Source organism: Hyphomicrobium sp. LHD-15 (assembly GCF_031157355.1).
GTDB lineage: Bacteria > Pseudomonadota > Alphaproteobacteria > Rhizobiales > Hyphomicrobiaceae > Hyphomicrobium_C.
The window spans coordinates 775,227-793,142 of record NZ_JAVIFT010000002.1 but is presented as its reverse complement, the minus strand read 5'-3'; the positions used below and the strand labels follow the sequence as shown (position 1 = coordinate 793,142).

General features: G+C 61.0%; 14 protein-coding genes. 5 read left to right on the top strand and 9 right to left on the bottom strand.

Annotation, left to right across the window (positions count from 1 at the left end; genetic code table 11):
• The first annotated feature begins 297 nt into the window (after window positions 1-297).
• The 3 genes from RCO24_RS10385 to RCO24_RS10375 all read left to right on the top strand — a co-directional run bounded on the left by RCO24_RS10385 (window position 298) and on the right by RCO24_RS10375 (window position 5,162).
• Entirely contained in the window at window positions 298-1,746 is a 1,449-nt protein-coding gene (locus RCO24_RS10385) for a polysaccharide biosynthesis/export family protein (protein ID WP_308961861.1), read from the top strand.
• Between the two features lie 248 nt (window positions 1,747-1,994).
• Window positions 1,995-3,395 carry an oligosaccharide flippase family protein gene (locus tag RCO24_RS10380; RefSeq protein WP_308961859.1) on the top strand — a complete coding sequence of 467 codons (1,401 nt, stop codon included), beginning with the start codon at window positions 1,995-1,997 and terminating at the stop codon, window positions 3,393-3,395.
• A 138-nt stretch (window positions 3,396-3,533) separates the two neighbouring features.
• Window positions 3,534-5,162: a hypothetical protein gene (locus tag RCO24_RS10375; RefSeq protein WP_308961858.1), complete on the top strand. Its 1,629-nt coding sequence runs from the start codon at window positions 3,534-3,536 to the stop codon at window positions 5,160-5,162.
• A gap of 47 nt (window positions 5,163-5,209) precedes the next feature.
• Here RCO24_RS10375 and RCO24_RS10370 read toward each other — a convergent pair whose 3' ends face one another.
• Both RCO24_RS10370 and RCO24_RS10365 read right to left on the bottom strand, forming a co-directional pair.
• Window positions 5,210-6,757, bottom strand: a complete 1,548-nt coding sequence (locus RCO24_RS10370) for an O-antigen ligase family protein (RefSeq protein WP_308961857.1) — start codon at window positions 6,755-6,757, stop codon at window positions 5,210-5,212.
• Window positions 6,754-8,076: a glycosyltransferase family 4 protein gene (locus tag RCO24_RS10365; protein WP_308961856.1), complete on the bottom strand. Its 1,323-nt coding sequence runs from the start codon at window positions 8,074-8,076 to the stop codon at window positions 6,754-6,756. Before RCO24_RS10365 ends, RCO24_RS10370 begins: the two co-directional genes overlap by 4 nt.
• 424 nt (window positions 8,077-8,500) lie before the next feature.
• On the opposite strand from RCO24_RS10365, the gene epsE reads away from it, so the two are divergent.
• The gene (gene epsE / locus RCO24_RS10360) at window positions 8,501-9,688 is read left to right on the top strand and encodes an exopolysaccharide biosynthesis GT4 family glycosyltransferase EpsE (RefSeq protein WP_308961855.1); all 1,188 of its coding nucleotides are present in this window, start codon (window positions 8,501-8,503) and stop codon (window positions 9,686-9,688) included.
• A gap of 25 nt (window positions 9,689-9,713) precedes the next feature.
• Here the strand turns inward: epsE and RCO24_RS10355 are convergent, their stop codons facing one another.
• Both RCO24_RS10355 and RCO24_RS10350 read right to left on the bottom strand, forming a co-directional pair.
• Window positions 9,714-10,088, bottom strand: coding sequence for a YbaN family protein (locus tag RCO24_RS10355; protein ID WP_308961854.1), 375 nt, complete (start codon window positions 10,086-10,088; stop codon window positions 9,714-9,716).
• A gap of 166 nt (window positions 10,089-10,254) precedes the next feature.
• Window positions 10,255-11,601 carry an FAD-binding oxidoreductase gene (locus RCO24_RS10350; RefSeq protein WP_308961853.1) on the bottom strand — a complete coding sequence of 449 codons (1,347 nt, stop codon included), beginning with the start codon at window positions 11,599-11,601 and terminating at the stop codon, window positions 10,255-10,257.
• Between the two features lie 207 nt (window positions 11,602-11,808).
• On the opposite strand from RCO24_RS10350, the gene RCO24_RS10345 reads away from it, so the two are divergent.
• Complete coding sequence (locus RCO24_RS10345) at window positions 11,809-12,498, top strand: MOSC domain-containing protein (RefSeq protein ID WP_308961852.1); 690 nt, start codon at window positions 11,809-11,811, stop codon at window positions 12,496-12,498.
• A gap of 31 nt (window positions 12,499-12,529) precedes the next feature.
• Here RCO24_RS10345 and RCO24_RS10340 read toward each other — a convergent pair whose 3' ends face one another.
• The 5 genes from RCO24_RS10340 to RCO24_RS10320 all read right to left on the bottom strand — a co-directional run bounded on the left by RCO24_RS10340 (window position 12,530) and on the right by RCO24_RS10320 (window position 17,880).
• On the bottom strand, window positions 12,530-13,015 hold the full coding sequence (locus RCO24_RS10340) for a hypothetical protein (protein ID WP_308961851.1): 486 nt from the start codon (window positions 13,013-13,015) through the stop codon (window positions 12,530-12,532).
• Window positions 13,016-13,115: 100 nt separating this feature from the next.
• The gene (locus RCO24_RS10335; protein ID WP_308961849.1) at window positions 13,116-15,284 is read right to left on the bottom strand and encodes a xanthine dehydrogenase family protein molybdopterin-binding subunit; all 2,169 of its coding nucleotides are present in this window, start codon (window positions 15,282-15,284) and stop codon (window positions 13,116-13,118) included.
• A gap of 18 nt (window positions 15,285-15,302) precedes the next feature.
• A complete protein-coding gene (locus RCO24_RS10330) occupies window positions 15,303-15,758 on the bottom strand; it encodes a 2Fe-2S iron-sulfur cluster-binding protein (RefSeq protein ID WP_308961847.1) in 456 nt (151 codons plus the stop codon).
• A gap of 107 nt (window positions 15,759-15,865) precedes the next feature.
• Window positions 15,866-16,453 carry a TetR/AcrR family transcriptional regulator gene (locus RCO24_RS10325; protein ID WP_308961845.1) on the bottom strand — a complete coding sequence of 196 codons (588 nt, stop codon included), beginning with the start codon at window positions 16,451-16,453 and terminating at the stop codon, window positions 15,866-15,868.
• A 125-nt stretch (window positions 16,454-16,578) separates the two neighbouring features.
• Window positions 16,579-17,880, bottom strand: coding sequence for an MFS transporter (locus RCO24_RS10320; protein WP_308961843.1), 1,302 nt, complete (start codon window positions 17,878-17,880; stop codon window positions 16,579-16,581).
• Window positions 17,881-17,916 lie beyond the last annotated feature (36 nt).

Sequence of the window (17,916 nt, the reverse complement as noted above, 5' to 3'; positions counted from 1 at the left end):
TTTTGCAACACCGAGATGCGCAATGGGCTCACAAGTTAACCACCGTAAACAAAGTCATAATATTTATGTTGCACATGACTGTAACAGGTCATACTTTTCGGTAAGTAGTCGTGCAAATTTGGCACGATCCGCTCCTGGCTTTTATCAACATAAGGAGCACGACGTACGCCCTTTTCTTCAGTGGGCGGACATCGTAGCGGAAGGGTGGAGTCCGTGAAGAGTAAAACCATTTGCCGCCCTGCCGGGCGGGGTATTCGTGTACCTGTAATCGTCGGTGCGTGCATTGCAGCAAGCATCTTGCCGGGCGCCATTTTGGCCGACAGCTTCGGAGACGGCTCGCACGTGAGCGAAACGCTCAGGTCTGCCAGCGTCGACATTGCCTCCGTTGCCCCGTCTCATGACCTGTCTTCCAAGGCATCGGGCATCAGAGAGGTCGAGTTCAAGGAGCCGACAGGCTCGCTCGCCACCCCGCTGAACAAGCGGCCCCAATTCGACATGTCCCAGGTTGAACGCATCCGCGTTCGCGTCTGGGGCAACCAGGAGCTTAGCGGCGACTACGCCATTGATCCTGATTTTTCCCTGTCATTTCCGCGCATTGGCCGCATCGAAATCGGCAACATGACGCCCGCCGATCTCGAGCAGATGCTCGCATCGAAGCTGAGCAGCCTGGCGCGTAGCGACGTAACGGTCGCCGTCGAGATCGCGAAATTCCGCCCCTATTTCATTATGGGACAGGTTACGGAAGCCGGCGCCATGGAATGGCGTCCGGGTCTCAAAGTGATACAGGCGATCTCGCTTGCACGCGGCGTCACGCGTTCGTCTGATGCCGCGGCTGCCGGCGGCGGCGGGCTCCACACCGTTGCCAATCGTCAGTCCAAGACTCAGCTCACCTTCGCGCTTGCCCAGCTCGCTCGCCTGAAGGCCGAGCGGGAAGGCACCGATATCGGCCTTACGACCGAGCGCATCTCGCAGCTGATCAAGAACTCGCCGGAAACCGAGCGGACCGCGCTTACCGCGCTCGTCTCGCGCCAGAACGATATGCTGAGCGAACAGCGCGACATGATGGAAACGCAGCTCGTGGGTCTGCGGCGTGACCGTGAAGCCGCCCAGCGCGAGTTCGAAGCCGCCGAGAAGCAGGAACGCATCGTTCTCGGCCAGCTCGACATGACCCGCTCCCAGCTCGCGAGCGTCGAGGGCCTAAGGGAGAAGCAGCTGATCTCCAACGCACGCTTCTTCGAGCAGAAATCTCAGCTTATGACCGGCGAAGTCCGCTACGCTGAAACCCATGCGATGGTCGAGCGCGCCCGCGCCCGCCTGAGCAACGTCGAACAGCAGCTCGTCATGGTGCCCCAGCAGCGCCGCGCCGCCCTGAGCGAGCGTATCGATACGCTGGAGCGCGAGGTTGCGCAGCTGGAGCTCGCGACAGGCATTCGCGCGAACGCCGATGATCAAGATGTGCTGAAGCTTCAATATCATATCGCCCGCGAAAGCCGCGCTGGCGTCCAGACCATCCCCGCCACGGTATTTACTGAAGTCCTGCCCGGCGACGTCGTGATCGTCTCCGAGGGCCAGGAAACCAGCGGAGCGGTGGTCGACAGCGGACGCGCGCCCGTCAACGGCGGCAAGGACGCGAACGCCGCTGAAAAGGCCCAGCGCATGATCGAGGATGCGGCGATCGATCCGCCCGCCATCTTCCGTCGTACGTCTTCGTCGACGACCGACTTCATTAGCCGGCCGAACTACTAAGAATAGCAAGGCGGCGGTGCAGCAACATGAGTTGCTGCACCGCCGCTTTTTTGCGCGCTTTCACGCTCCATACTGAACGACCCCTTACGTCCGCATCCGCCGCGGTTGAAACTTAGGGACCGCAAGGCCAATTCCAGCACATATTAATCTCGCGCTGCCGGAACCCCTTGCCATGCCGCCCCGGCGATGATGTCTAGCAGTCGCTTGACCGACTTCAGACTCTAGAAGTGATGCGAGGAGTGCATCTCGTGCGATTCGATGCGCTCTCATGGGCGGGGCTTTCCTCTCTACGCGACAGATTCGTTCACGGCCGCATATTCCAGGCCGCAAGCCTCAGCATGGTCGCTCAGATCCTGAGCCAGATCATCCGTCTGGGCGGCAACCTGATCATGACGAGACTGCTCGCCCCCGAGATGTTCGGGCTCATGAGCATCGTCTTTACGATCCAGATGATTCTCGGCCTGCTTTCCGACATCGGGCTCCGGCCGGCCATCATCCAGAGCCGGCGCGGCGACGACCCCATATTCCTGAACACGGTCTGGACCATCCAGGTGCTGCGCGGCGTGGCCATGCTGGTTACATGCATCCTGATCGCAGCCGGTCTTCACATCGCCGCAAGCTACAATATCTTCGCAGCCGACACCGCGCTCGGTTCGCCGGAGCTTCCTCTCGTGCTCGTCGTGGCGTCCCTAGCCGGTGTCATCGGCGGCTTTCAATCGTCGAATTACATCACCGCCAGCCGCAATCTGAACCTGCGCGGCATCATCATCATCGATCTCATCGCGCAAGTTGTCGGCCTGCTGGTCATGATCGCGCTCGGCTTCCTGACGAGATCGATCTGGTCGCTTGTCGCCGGCGGCCTGTTTGCGGCCGCGATCTCGACCGTGCTCAGCCACATGTATTTGCCGGGCATCTCAAACCGCCTCATGCTGAACCGCGAGGCCCTTGCCGAGGTCTACAAGTTCGGAATCTGGATACTGGTTTCTTCGATCGCGTTCGTGCTGGCGGTCAACATGGACCGCGCCTATCTCGGCGCCGTGATCAGCGCGGCGTCGCTCGGCATCTACGCCATCGCACTAAACCTCTACACCGCGGTCGACGGACTGATTTCCCGCCTCTTCGAGAGCGTTGTTCTTCCGGTTTTGAGCGAAGCATCCCGCACCAGCAGCGCCCGGCTGCGCGAGCAGTTGGCGCGCCTGAGGCCGCCTTTCGACATCTGGTATCTCGGCACCGCCGGGCTTCTCTTCGCGCTCGGGCCAGGCATCATTCACGTTCTGTACGACGACCGTTACGAAAGTGCCGGCCCGCTTCTGCAGATCCTCTCGTTCGCGCTCATCTTCGCAAGGTACAACGTTTTCACGACCACCTACGTCGCCATCGGAAAGCCCGAGTACCAGGCCGCCATCAATATCATCCGGCTCGTCGCTGTGGCGATCCTGCTGCCGATCCTCTTCAATGCCTACGGTTTGGAGGGCGCGATCTACGCCGTTGCGTTGCATCCGATCGCAGCCCTGCCGCTTCACTATTGGCTGATCAGGAAGCTCGGCCTCCTCGATCTCAAGTACGAATTGCTCGTTCTTCCGGCTTGGCCCGCGGGCTATCTGGCGGGGTTGGCCTTTATCGAGGTCGTTCGCCTGATTGCCGGATGACGCCCACATCCGCGACGACATGCTGAACGAGCAATCGTTAGTCATGTCCTCAAGCATCGGCAGGCCGGCAGACCTCAATGCTTTAAGTTGTGGAACAGATAACGGTCTCATCGCGATTGATCGCGCCGCGGAGGATTGATGTTCCAGAACCTCTTGTCCCGCACAATATCCCTCGCATGCGGTCTCGCCCTCGCGCTGGCTTTTCCTTTTCAGGATGTCGCCGCTGCCGAACCCAAAATCAAAAGCGTCGGCTCCGAGCAGAACGCCACTTCGCCCATCGGAACCAATCTGACCGGCGTCGTCGATTGGAGCGCGGAGTGGACCTTCACCGATCCATTCAAGCAATCGCGCCCCTGGGTATCCTCCTCCGGCAACACCTGGGACGACGGGCGAAAGCTGAATCTCGACGAGCACGGCTGGGTGAAATCGCTGCTGCCGGGGCAGATCGCCCGCACCGTCATGTACTGGCACGATGGCGAGAAGCATTATCCGGCGGGAAAATACGAAGTCCTGTACGACGGCGAAGGAAAACTGACGTCGTTCCCCCAGCGCATAACCGCGGTCGAGCCCGGAAAACTGACTCTGTGGGCGAACCCTAAGGCAGGCGGCATTTCCCTCACGCTGGAAGCGACCAATCCGGACAACTACATCCGCAACATTCGGATCATCGCCCCGGACAGCACATGCGACGGCGCACCCGACAAACCCTGCCCGCCGAAAGCCGGCGACGCCGACCCAAAAAAATCGCTGTTTCTCCCGGAGTTCCTCGACAGCATCAAATCCTATCGCGCCTTGCGCTTCATGGATTGGATGGACACCAACAACTCCAAGATCACGACGTTCGACCAGCGCCCCAAGGTGACCGACGCCCACTACACGATGAAGGGCGTGCCCGTGGAGATCATGGTCGAGCTGGCCAACACGCTGAAGGCGGATCCGTGGTTCACGATTCCTCATCTCGCCGATGACAACTACGTCGAAAAGTTCGCCGAGTACGTGCGCGATCACCTCGACCCCGATCGGCTCGTCTACATCGAGTATTCCAACGAAGTGTGGAACTCCATTTTCGATCAATCACGCTATGCGGGGGAGCAAGGCGCCAAGCTCGGCCTTTCCAGCAACGCCTTCGAAGCCCAGCTCAGGTTCTACTCCCGCCGCTCAGTCGAGATTTTCCAGATCTGGGAGAAGGTGTTCTCCGGAACATCTCGTCTCGTGCGTGTCATGGCCTCTCAGGCTGCGAACTACTGGGTCTCCGAGACCGTACTCGGTTTCAACGACGCCTACCGTTCGACGGACGCCCTCGCGATCGCTCCATACCTCGGCGGCTATGCAGGCGATCAGGCCGAAGAAGCCCGCGTGCAGGGGATGACGCCCGAAGCTCTTATAGCCGAGTTGCACGGCCGCGGACTTTCTGAGGTCCAGGATTGGCTCACGCGGCAAAAGGAAGTCGCGGACCGCTTCGGCGTAAGCCTTATCGCATATGAGGGCGGTCAGCACTTGGTGGGCGTGGGAAATGTCGTCAACAACGAGCGCATCAATGCCTTGTTCGCCGCGGCGAACCGGCATCCCGCCATGAAGGATCTCTACCTCGCCTACCTCACGCAGTGGCAAAAGGCTGGCGGCGGCATGTTCATGCAGTTCGTCAACACGTCCGGCTATTCGAAGTGGGGCAATTGGGGCGCCCGCGAATATTTGAACCAGCCACTGGCGGACGCGCCGAAGGCAGACGCGCTTGAGACCTTCATAAAGGCCAATCCGACAAAATAGTCGCCGTGATCCCACAACGCTGAACGGCCACCCCGCTGGGCGAAGCTCTAGCCAGTCCCACCCGCACTGCCTTCAGGGCGAATGACGCGATAGGCAAAACCCCGCAGCGAAGGCGTTCGATCGTCGCGCTTCACCTTCGCCACGGGCTGCGATGCCTCGAGACGCAACATCGCCCGCGACATTGCGATGAGGATAAGACCCAAATGCAGGGTTAGAGCCACGTCGCTGGTTGTCACGACGAGCACGAACCAGCCGGCAGTCGCCGACAACAGGAGAGCGCTGATTTTGCGAATACGATCGCGATCATCGGAACGCGCCGCGGCCGATCTGGCAATCGTACGCGTCAGCCCCAGCAAAGTGGGAGCGAAGATCGCGCCGAAGAGTGCCAAGCCCACCAACCCGAAGCAAAGAGCGACCTGAAGATAGAAATTGGTGATATCGATGATGCCCTGCCCCTGCAGCAGCACACCGAATTTCGGATCCAGCAGAAAATGGAGGTCACCGAAAACGGGGTTCTCCAGAATGTGCTGGATGGAGATCTGAAGAAGCAGCTGCCGATATCCGACGCTGTTGTAGGCATCCACACCGGACGCATCCTCGGTAGTGATGAGCCACAACCCGCCGGCAATGATTGCCGTCGCGAGCGAAAGCAGCAGACCCCAGCGGATGAAGGCTTTCCGGACCATGATGACGACATAGACGAAAATCGCCACCGCAAGTGCCAGCATGGCGCCGCGCGAGTCGGTTGAGACGAGACCAGCCAGCAGCATGCCGCGGAACAGCCACAACCGCAGCGTCCCGAGAGTAAGCGCGCCCTTCAGATACTCGAGAAAAAGAAAGCCGAGCGCCAGGTGATAGCCGAGGGAATGCGTGTTCGCGGTCACGGCGATACGGATGAGACCTGAGCGGATATCCGGGATCGAGAAAACCGAAGGCGGTTCCTTGAGCCGATAGAAATCCCACTGCTTCAGCGTGGCGATGATCGCGATGGAAGCCAGAATAAGAGAAACGAAGAGGATCGCCCGAAAGCAGAAATCGAAATCCTCTTGGCTGCGAATGGTCCGGCTCAAAACGAAATACGGGATCCCGAGCACGAGCAACTGATCGATGAGAAATCTCGGCCCGGCTGTCGGCCCCATCGACACCGTAACCAACGCAACCGTGAGGATGATGTAAATCACGACACTTGCGTCAGCGACAGAAAAGTCGCCTCGGTGATTGCCTTGAGGAGACGATCGAAACAGGATCGGAACCAGCACGAAGAACACGACGACCTTGTAGTAGGTCAGCATGATCAGCCAGTTTATGCCCGGAAACGGCAGGTACACCTGCAAGTAGGCCGGCAGGCATGGCACCGCGATAAAGAAGAAACCCAGCCTCTGCAATGAATCGGACGGCGCAAGGACCAACAGCACCAGTCCGGAAAGCGCCAACACGGCAAGCGGGTCGTCGAGAAAGAACAGGATCAGCGCTGTGAAAAGCCAAACGGCCAAGCAACGTGCCAGGAACAATGGCGGCGCGATGCGCGGCGCCAGCCCAAAAGGCGCCGAAAATCCGACGATGGCGTAAACCGCACCGGACAGGCTTGCGCTCATGCGACCGATCCTTGCGAAACGCCCTGTCTTGGTTGCTCGCGCAGCAGAGACTGATAGATCTCAACGATACGCTGCGCCTTGCCGGACCACGCGTAGTCCCGCGCCCGCTGCCCCGCGGCAACGCCCATAGCCTGTCGAAGGCCAGGCGCCTCGATCATCTTCTGCAAGGCACGCGCGACATCCGCCACGACATGCTCCCTCGAAAGCGGCTCGACCTTGAAGCCCGCCGCCTCGGTCACATACTCGGCCACACCACCGTTGTTCACGACGATGCACGGCAGCTTGTTCGCCATCGCTTCGAGCACCACCGCCCCGCCGAACTCGCGGACGGACGGGAAGCAGAACACATCAGCCGATCGGTAGTAAGCTAGCGTTTCCTGCTGCGGCACCCAGCCGGCAAACCGGACCAGATGATCGATCTGCGCCCCTTTTGCCTGCGCCTCGAGCGAGGCCCGCTCAGGCCCATCGCCGACAATCGTCAACCGCGCCCGCTCGCGTGACGCGGACGGAAGTGCCGCAAGAGCGTCGATGGCAATATCGGCGCCCTTATAAGGTACCAGCCTACCGACAAACAGAATTTCGAGTTTATCGCTCTCCTGTCGAGCGCTGTCGCCTGCCGGCGTTGCGAAAAAGGAAGCGTCCAATCCGTTCTCCGCCAGCACCTCGACCCTGCGCTTCAGGCGGAAAAGATCTTCCAGGAGACCCTTGGTGAATTGGGAGCCGGAGAACACGTAGGCGGCGTTTTCGTAGGTCTGGCGGTACCCCGAAAGCAGATATCGTCCCGCCGTTCGTAGCCAGTTCAGGAACGAGAACTCGGATTTCGCGACCGTCCCGAAGCTTGCGGGATAGGGCACGCCGCCGTTGACTGGTCCGATAACGAGCGGCGTCTGCCCGCAGACTTTTCGCACGCTGTAGGGGTAGCGCGGCATCATCGGCGTAATCGCATGCACGACATCGAACTCGCCGCGCGTGATGCGCTGCCCCACCGCACGCAGAACCTTGCGATCGAACTCCGCATAGGTCGGATAGGTGAGCGTATGATAGAGCGGCCAGATCGTGCTGCCGCGGATCGTGCTGAGCCGCGTTGCGATCCTGTGCCACCCGGCGGTCCACGCGCTTTCTGGAATGACGACGATATCCGCATCCGGATGCTGAGCGCGAAGCGCTTGCTCGTTGCGGACGTGCGTCACCAGGGTAACGCGCACGAGTTCGGAAATATGACGGTAGAATTTGTAGCCGACCAACGGAACCGAAGGCCATTCCGGATTGCATTGCTCGACAACGAGCAGCGCATGTATTTTCCCGCTGCCCTCAGTCAAGCGTCTGCTCCTTCACAAGTCCCTAAGGTGGTGCGCTGCGCAGCCGAAAACATGGAGACGAACCCGTCTCCCGGGAGGGCAACCCAAATCCGGAAAGTGTTCCGACACGGAAGATACGACGCTCCATGATAGGAAACCTTCACGACCAAAGAATAAATTCGATGAAATGCCCGGAGAACAAGGGCCACGGAACCTGGTTAACAGCCGGCAAGGAAGACCACAGAACGGTTCAAGACCGGAGACCCGCCACCTCGAAGCAATGCGAGTTGCATATCACGCGCCGATAGCTTGCATCGGCAAGATCAAATCCCTTCGCCATTGACCATAGGTCCGAAAAAGATACGCGCCGGTTGAAGCGCGGCTAAGCTCGCCGGAAAGAGCCGAAACCCAAGACCCGACGAATCGACGAGAACCAGGTAACGGAATGAGAATTGGCTACCTAGTGCCTGAGTGGCCTGGCCAGACACACGCGTTCTTTTGGCGGGAAATGACCGCCCTGCGAGAGCTTGGGCACACGGTTCAGCCGTTTTCGACACGGCGACCGCCCGAAAACGCCTGCCTGCACGCGTTTGCGCAGGAAGCGCGCGATACGACCCACTATGTCTATCCCCCGCGCCCTGGAGAGACCGCACGCATTCTGGCGTCTCGCCCGCGAGCGGCCGCCGCCGCATTGTCCTATGCAGCCTCGTTGCCGGAAAGCTCCACATCGGGCCGCCTCAAGGTCGCCGCTCTTCTCGGCTGCGCGGCTGATTTGACCGCGAAATGCGAAGAATTCGCGATCGAGCACCTCCATGTCCACTCTTGTGCGAACGCCGCCCACATTGCCGCGATGGCAAACCTATTGGGCGGCCCCAAATACAGCCTCACGCTTCATGGCGACCTCCCCGTGTATGGGACGGACCATCGCCAAAAGATGCAACGCGCCGGCTTCGTCTCGACTGTAACGCGCCCGCTGCAGAAGCAGGTGCTCTCCGCGACGGATCTGACCGAGGACCGCGTGCCGGTCATCTGGATGGGCGTCGACACTGAACGCTTCAAGCCAAGCGCCAACAGCAAGCCCGCAAACGCGCCTTTCTTGATGGTCACGGTCGCGCGACTCAATGCAGCCAAAGGGCACGAATTCGCGCTCGCTGCGTTGAAGCGCGTTCGCGACAAGGGGCTGGATGCCCGTTATACGATCGCCGGCGAAGGCCCCCATCGGGCGGAAATCGAGCGCACAATTTCGGAGCTGGGTCTTGAACAGGCCGTCGATCTCCCCGGAAACTGCTCCGAGCAAGACGTCATCGCACTGCTGAACCGCGCGAACGCTTTCGTGCTGTCAAGCGTCGGCCTCGGAGAAGCAGCCCCTGTCAGCGTCATGGAAGCGATGTCATCGGGCGTTCCCGTCATCTGTTCCCGCATCGGCGGCACCGAGGACATGATCGCAAACGGCGAGTCCGGTATTCTGGTCCACCAGAAAGATGTCGACGGATTGACCGAAGCCATCGAGAGTCTTTCCCGAGATCCTGAGCTTCGCACTCGGCTGGCACAGGGCGCACGCGAACAAGCGCTTCGCGCATTCGACTATCGGATCACGGCAGGCGAGCTCGCAAACGCCTTCGCTCAGAGTTAGCGCTTCTCTCCCTGAGCGCGGGCGATCACCGATCGGTCGGAATCCACCACATCGCGATCGACCCGGCCAAAGCTGCCGCCGTGACGACGCCGAGAAGAACCGGACGCGAGAAATCCGACGCCACGGCGGTGAACACCACCGAGCCCCACGCGACGGCGACGGCCGTAAATTTCACCTCACGGCGAATGCGCCCCCGCTCCTCGAAGCGCCGTGCCTCGGCGAGCGCGGCCCGGAGCAGCGGCACGCGATCGAGCCATGCCAGCAATCTGTCGCTGGATCGGGAGAACGCCCACAACGCGACGAGCAGGAATGGCGTCGCGGGCAAGCCGGGTAGAATGGCACCGGCGATGGCGAGAAGCGTCGCGAGAACTCCAACCGCAATATAGGCGAGCCGTCGCACGCGAATGTTCCCCCGCTTGAGTTGTCGGCAGGCCTCCGCACGGACCAGCCCCTAAATCGACCACAACAGTATAGAAAGGATTCCGCCGCTTGCCGAGCCCCGCGACACCCAATCGACCGGGCGGCATCGAGAGATACTGACAAAGCAACCTGTCGCGACGTCGCCGTTACAAATTCGTTGCGTCCCGGACCCGATACCACGCTTCGAAGAACGGGACGGCTTGTTTCGCCACGGGATGCGCGGGGAAACTCGGAAATGCGAGATCGTCGAACGCGGTCGTTCCCGCGCTGTCGCCGATCAACTGAAGCGCGATCTTGTTTCCAAAATAGGTGGCTCGCGAAACACCCGTACCGCAATACCCGATCGCGTAGTGAATACCACGCGCCGTTCGCCCGAGATGCGGTACCTCGTCGTAGGTGTAGCCGATCATGCCATCCCACGCGTGCGTAACGGGAACGTCCGCGAGATCCGGGAACACATGCAGCAGGTCGCGCGCCAGATGCCGGAACGCTGCCGGCGATGTATTGGACGCGAAGCGGCCCACGCGCCCGCCCCAGATCACCCGCCGCGCGTCCGGCGCCGCACGAAAATAATAGAAAACCCGATTGGTATTTCCGTAGACCCGGTTCTTCGGCATCAGTCGCGCAAAGGTCTGCTCCGGAATCTCGCCAGTCGCAATGAGCCCCGAGCCGATCGGAACGATGCGCCGCCCCAACTCCGGAACGAGACCGTCCGTGTAGCCGTTGGTGGCGATGATGACGTTCCTGCAGACGACATCCCCGCGCGCGGTTTTGACGGAAAACCCCGCCCCGTCCACGTGAATAGCCTGCACAGCCGCACCACCGACGATCTGGCCGCCGGCTTCCTCGATCCGCCGCATCAGACCGGCGTGGTAGAGGCCGGGATGCAGCGAGGCATCTCCCGGCAGAACGGACCCGCCGAAGAACGCATCCGATCCGATTTCCGAATGCTGCTCGGCACGCTGCACCATGTGGCTTTCGACCCCAATGAGCTTACGGAGATCGTCCATATCGCGCGCCATGGCGTCGTAGTGCTCGGGCCGGACCGCCGCACGAAAACGGCCGCAACGCACGAAGTGGCAGTCGATGTTTTCGGCGGCAACGAGATGCGCGATGTAGTCGAGCATCTGCACGCCTTCGCGCAGCATCGCCTCCGCCTTCTTGCGGCCTCTCAGATCGATCAGGCGTTTGACCCGGAATTTCTGATTTCCGCTTCCGATCTGTCCGCCGTTGCGCGTGCTCGCGCCGAAGCCCGGCTCGTTGCGCTCGAGCACCACGACCGAGCGGCCGTTCCGAACAAGTGTCAGCGCAGCGGACAACCCCGTGAACCCGGACCCCACGATCGCGACATCACACACAGCGCGAGGACTCTGGGTCGAAGTCGCGCGTGGCGCGGCGTCCCACCAGTATGGACGATAGACAAGCCCGCGCGCCTGAGAATGTTGCCCCCGCGCCAGGGCGGAGACGGTGAGGTCAGGCGTATCGCTCGTCATGACGTGAACGTCCTTGTGGCGAGCGCACCAGCGGAACGCCCGGATCGCGACTGTCCTACAATAGGAATATGGTTCCCACTAAACAATATTGGCGGAGGCGCGTCGAAGTGACTGAGATCGCGGGTGCGCGTCGCGCCTGTATGCTGACAAAGCCTTCCAGCTTTCCCAACTGGTCCTGTTGTGAGGAACAACCACGAAAGGATGCCGATGCTTGAAGCCGCCCGCCCCATCGTCCTCGCTGGCAAGCCCGCCCCAATCGATCAGAGAGGACGACTGAGCGCCATTGCCAAAGCGCCGCTTGCCGGCCCCTGGCACTTGACGTACACGGGCCTCGTTGGCGACGAGCAGGCCGACCTCAAGAACCACGGCGGCCGCGAGAAGGCGATCCACCAATACCCGTTCGATCACTATTCCGATTGGGCAGACGAAATAGGTCCGCATCCGCTGCTCGGGGCAAAGGGAGCTTTCGGCGAGAACCTGTCGACCTCGGGCTGGACCGAGCACAACGTCCACATCGGAGATATCGTGCGCTTCGGCTCAGCGCTGCTGCAGGTGAGCCAGGGCCGCCAGCCCTGCTGGAAACTGAATGCTCGCTTCGATCGGCGTGACATGTCTGCGTTGACGCAAGCCCGTGGCCGTACTGGCTGGTACTACCGCGTTCTCGAGGAAGGCGACGCCAAAGAACACACTCCGCTGGAGCTCGTAGAGCGGCGGCAGGAGAGCTGGCCCCTGTCACGCCTGACCCGGTTGCTCTATGTCGATACGCGCCACTACGACGAACTGCGGGAAATGGCGCAAATTCCTGAACTTGCGGAAGGCTGGAGGAAGCTCGCGACGCGGCGCATCGAAACGCGCGCCACCGAGGACTGGGCTCCGCGCCTCACCGGCGAGACCTGAGACGCCGGCCTTACTCGGCGTTCGAGAAAGCCTACGCGCGCAGAGCGCTGAAGCGGCGCACCGCCAACCAGCCGAGCACGACGAACGCCACCAGCGTTGCACCTTGCGTTGCCGCGAAAGGAAGCTCCGACTGCGTCGGAGCGATGGCGACAAGCGCGGGATTTTTGATGAACGTCTGAACGATCAGCACGAACACATTGAGATAGAGCGCCGCCGTCGCCGTGACCACGTAGATCCAGCGCCACGCCCCCGCGAGCTGAGCGCCATAGCGCGCATAGAGCGCCACAGCGAGAACGACCAGGGAAATACCGGCGACAATGTGGGAAGGCAGGATCTGCGAGATCGGAAATCCGAACGCCGTGACATTCGTAGCCACTGTCGCGGCGAGAAACACATGCGTGGCACCATCGAGCTTGGCGTTCGCCAGAAACCCGCCGAGGACAACGAAGCCAGCGCAAATTCCGATCAGGCTGAGCAAAATATGAAAAAGTGTGAAACCATCCAGACCGAAAACCATCTCCGCCCCCCGTTTGCCCCAAACGCCACCGTCTTGTGAATACATATGATCACAATAAGGAATAACTGACCAGAGCGCGTGCGTTCCGGCGCGTTCGGAATCACTCCTTTTTCGAAACGGCGAGGTCTGCCGACTTGATCGGCGTCTTGCGAAGACGCACGCCAGTAGCGGTATGCACCGCGTTGAGCACGGCAGGGGTCAAAGCCGACGTTCCCGGCTCGCCAATTCCGCCCGGCGCTTCGCTGCTCTTGATGATCGCCACCTCGATCTCCGGAGCCTGATCGATCCGAAGCATCTCGTAGTCATGAAAGTTGCTCTGCTCGACCCGGCCGTCCTTCAGCGTAATCTCGCCATGCAGAACGGCCGTGATGCCGAATATGATGCCGCTCTCAACCTGGGCAACGACAGTGTCGGGATTGACCACCACGCCGCAGTCGACGGCCGCATAGACCTTGTCGACATGCACGACGCCCTTGTCCGAAACCGTGACCTCCGCCACCTCGGCAAAGTAGGAGCCGAACGCGAACTGAACCGAAACGCCGCGCCCCTTCCGTGGACCAAGGGATGTACCCCACTTCGACATCTCGGCGACCTTATCCAGCACGCCGAGCGCACGGGGATTCTTCTGAAGCAGCGCGCGCCGGTACTCGACAGGGTCCTTTCCGGCTTTCGCGGCAAGCTCGTCGATGAAGCTCTCGATGACGTAGATGTTGTGCGTCGGCCCGACGCCGCGCCAGAACGCCGTCGGAATGCCGGGCGGCTCGTGGCGAACGTATTCGACCAGCACGTTCGGGATCGCATAGGGCAGCTCGATCGCCCCGTCGACGGCATCTACATCGATGCCGTCCTTGAGTTCAATGTTGAAATAACGGGCGATGATCGACGAGCCGACGATACGATGCTGCCAGGAAACAGGCAGGCCTTGATCGTCGAGGCCAGCGCTCAGCCGGTCGTAGTAGTAAGGCCGGTACATGTCGTGCTGGATGTCTTCCTCACGGCTCCAGACCACCTTGATCGGAAACTTCGCCTGAGCCGCGAACTGCGCAGCCTGCTCGATGAAGTCGACCTCGAGCCTGCGACCGAAACCGCCGCCGAGCAGATGATTGTGAATGCGCACCTTCTCAAGCGGAAGATTGAGCGTCTTGGCAACAACCGTCTGCGCAATTGCCGGAACTTGCGTGCCAACCCAGACATCGCAACCATCAGCCGTTGCGTGAACGGTGCAGTTGATCGGCTCCATGGTCGCGTGCGCGAGGAATGGGGCTTCGTACGTTGCTTCAACCTTGATGACCGCTTTTGCGAAAGCCCCGGCCGCATCGCCGTCCTTGCGCGCGACCGCGCCGTCCTTTTCCGCCGCCTTCGCCATGTCCGCGACGATATCGGCCGTAGTCAGTTTGGCGTGCGGCCCGTCGTCGAATTCGACGGCCGCAGCTTCGAGGCCCGTCTTCGCCGCCCAATAGTGATCGGCAAACACGGCGACCGCATTGTCGATCTTCGCCACCTGGTGCACACCGGGCACCTTGAGAGCGGCAGCCTCGTCGAACCCCTTGACCTTCCCGCCGAACACCGGGGACGCCGCCACAGTCGCGATCTTCATGCCGGGCAGCTTGGTATCGATGCCGTATGTCGCGGTCCCATCGACCTTGCCCGAGACATCCAGGCGCTTGGCCGGGGTGCCGATAATCCGGAACTGCGAGGGATCCTTGAGCTTCACGTCTGCCGGCACGGGCAATTTTGCAGCCGCGTCCACCAGATCGCCATAGGCTACACGACGCCCGCTCGCGGCATGGACGACAAAACCCGGCTCGCTTGAAAGCGAAGCAGCCTCGACCTTGAGCGATGCAGCCGCGGCCTGGATCAACATTTGCCGTGCCGCCGCTCCGGCCTGTCGCAGCGGCAGGAAGAAGGCCCGGACCGATGTCGATCCGCCCGTCATCTGCACGCCAAACACCAACGGATTGCCGTAGTGCTTCGCATCCGGCGGCGCATGATCGACCGTCACGTTGGCGAGATCGATATCGAGCTCCTCCGCAACCAGCATCGGCAACGAGGTATAGGTGCCCTGTCCCATCTCGATCGCCGGAGAAACAACGGTCACCTTGCCGGCCGGATCAATCCGGATAAAGGCATTGGGCGCAAACAGCGAAGCCTGATCGGCTCCAGCCTCGGGGATCCAGCCGATGATGAGGCCACCGCCAACAGCCGCGGTCGCCTTGAGAAAGGTGCGCCGCGAGAACGACGGCTCGCGAACATCGAGGGTGTCGAGCATGGCGTCCTCCGAAGAGATCTAGAGAGACTTACCGGCGTCTTTGATCGCCTCACGGATACGGACATACGTTCCGCATCGGCAGATGTTTCCGCTCATGGCCCCATCGATGTCGCCGTCCGACGGGTTGGGCATCGCTGCAATCAGCGCGGAGGCAGACATGATTTGACCCGATTGGCAGTAGCCGCATTGCACGACTTCCATCTTCAACCACGCCTGCTGAACGGCCTTGCCCTCGGGCGTGCTTCCGATGCCTTCGATTGTCGTGATGGATTTTCCCGCCACATCGGAAACGGGCAGCACGCACGATCGCGTCGCCTCGCCGTCCACATGCACCGTGCAGGCGCCACACTGCGCAATACCGCAGCCGAACTTCGTGCCTGTCATTCCGAGAATGTCGCGGATCACCCAAAGCAGCGGCATATCGTCGGGAGCATCGACGGAAACCGCGGCCCCGTTTACCTTGAGGTCTACCATAGGATGCCTCACTCACGCTGTAGTTTGGAATTGCTACATTATCGGCGTCATTTAAAACCGCAACCCGTAAAATAGTGTGACACCATAAGCCACGTAGTTAGCGAAGATTAGGCATCCAACAGATGCTTGCGCGCCGCGGCCAAAAATTCGTCGGAGACGGCATGCCCTTCGGTTGCGCGAGAAAGCTGCAGCGCGCCGACCAGCAGGCTCAGTGTCGCGATCACTTCCTCGCGTGAGGCCTTCTTCTTTCGCCGCGAGAGCAAAAGCGACATCCGTTCAATCAGCGAGTTGACCCCGGCAACGAACGCCGCGCGGATCGGCCCCTTTCTTTCCTTTCGCGCCACGTCCCCACACAGCGCCGCAATCGGACAACCGTCGGCGACCTCTTCGCGATGCGTCGCACGCGTATAGCGCTTGATGTAGGCGGCGCGCGTGGCGTCGGGCTCGTTCGCGTGGCGCACGGAAATATCGTCGTAGTACTTCCGCTTTTTCTCGAAGGCCTCGTCACACGCCGCGATCACCAGCGCTTCCTTCGACGCAAAATGTCCATAAAACGCGCCGTGCGTCAGTCCCGCTTCTGCCATCAGGGCGGGCACGCTGACGCCATCGATGCCGAATTGCGGAATGAGGCGCGACGCAGCTTGAATGATATCGACCCTATGCTGATCCGCTTCCTTGCGCGAAACCCGCGGCATGATGGCTTCCTCCTCGAACTTTTCTTCTTCCTCGCGTCGCGAGGCGCTTCAATTGCAGCGTTTATATTTCCATCTTCATATATTGAGAGCTTCCGCCCGCGCCAAGACAATCGTGTTTCAATTCATTACTGGCTTTGAGCCAACGCAACCCGCCTCGGCCCCTCTGTTTGCCGAAGCACGACGAAAGCAAGCGCGGCTATGAGGCAAAGCAGCCCCGCCGCAAAAAATGCCGGAAGATAGGAGAGATAGACCGTGCGTGACAGCCCGGCGCCGTAAGCCGCCGTCGCCGATCCGAGTTGATGCCCCGCGAAGATCCAGCCGAATACGATGTTCGCCTTGCCATCGCCGAAACGCTCGGCCGTAAGCTTCACCGTCGGAGGCACCGTCGCGATCCAATCGAGCCCATAGAACAGCGCAAAGATCGTGAGAGCGAGGAGCGTAAAATCGCTGAATGGAAGGTAGATCAGCGAGAGCCCCCTAAGGCCGTAATACCAGAACAACAGCCACCTATTGTCGAAACGATCCGACAACCAACCCGACCCGAGCGTCCCGAAGAAGTCGAAGATACCCATCATCGCGAGAATGCCGGCCGCACCGACGGCCGTGTAGCCATAGTCTCCGCAGAACGGGATGAAGTGCGTCTGGATAAGGCCCGCGGTGCTCGCCCCGCAAACAAAGAACGTGCCGAACAGCACCCAGAACACGGGCACGCGCGCCGCCTCGCCGAGCACCCGAAGCGGAACCAGCAGAGATTGGCCGAGGCTCGCCGAACTCACAGCCGGAGAAGAGACCTCACGCTCCCCGAACACCGGCATCCCGATATCGGACGGCCGCTCCCGCATCAGCGCGAGAACAACGAGCGCGGTGAGAATGAGAACGCCGCAGACCAGCCCTAGAGCCGAACGCCACCCGACGGTCTCGGTCAGGCGCGCCAGCAACGGCAGAAACACCAGCTGCCCCGACGCTGAGCTGGCCGCCAGCAAGCCCATCACCAATCCACGCCGCTCCGAAAACCAGCGCACGGCGACGGTCGCACCCAGCACCATCGCCATCAATCCGGTGCCGATCCCGACAACGACGCCCCACAGCAGAATGAGCTGCCAAATCTGGGTCATCCAGAGCGAGAGCGTCAACGCAACCGCAATCAGAGACAGCGCGAAAACCACCACGCGCCGCACGCCAAACCGGTTCATGAACGCCGCCGCGAACGGCCCCATCAAGCCGAACAACAGAAAGCGGATCGCAAGCGCCGACGAAATCTCGTCGCGCCGCCATCCGAACTCTTTCTCCAGCGGCTCAATAAAAACGCCGGGCGCACCGACGGCTCCAGCCGTCACCAGCATGGTGAGAAACGTGACGGCGACGACTACCCATCCGTAGTGAATGCCGCGCCGCTGCAGAGCTTGTGAAACCGACCCAGATATCACTGGAACCCCTCTGTCTTGTCTTCCGCGCCGGGCAAC

Bases quoted from the DNA above. Each gene is read 5' to 3' on its own strand.
- RCO24_RS10375 (WP_308961858.1), top strand. From the start codon at position 3,534: ATGTTCCAGAACCTCTTGTCCCGCACAATATCCCTCGCATGCGGTCTC.
- RCO24_RS10370 (WP_308961857.1), bottom strand. From the start codon at position 6,757: ATGAGCGCAAGCCTGTCCGGTGCGGTTTACGCCATCGTCGGATTTTCG.
- epsE (WP_308961855.1), top strand. From the start codon at position 8,501: ATGAGAATTGGCTACCTAGTGCCTGAGTGGCCTGGCCAGACACACGCG.
- RCO24_RS10350 (WP_308961853.1), bottom strand. From the start codon at position 11,601: ATGACGAGCGATACGCCTGACCTCACCGTCTCCGCCCTGGCGCGGGGG.
- RCO24_RS10345 (WP_308961852.1), top strand. From the start codon at position 11,809: ATGCTTGAAGCCGCCCGCCCCATCGTCCTCGCTGGCAAGCCCGCCCCA.
- RCO24_RS10340 (WP_308961851.1), bottom strand. From the start codon at position 13,015: ATGGTTTTCGGTCTGGATGGTTTCACACTTTTTCATATTTTGCTCAGC.
- RCO24_RS10335 (WP_308961849.1), bottom strand. From the start codon at position 15,284: ATGCTCGACACCCTCGATGTTCGCGAGCCGTCGTTCTCGCGGCGCACC.
- RCO24_RS10330 (WP_308961847.1), bottom strand. From the start codon at position 15,758: ATGGTAGACCTCAAGGTAAACGGGGCCGCGGTTTCCGTCGATGCTCCC.
- RCO24_RS10325 (WP_308961845.1), bottom strand. From the start codon at position 16,453: ATGCCGCGGGTTTCGCGCAAGGAAGCGGATCAGCATAGGGTCGATATC.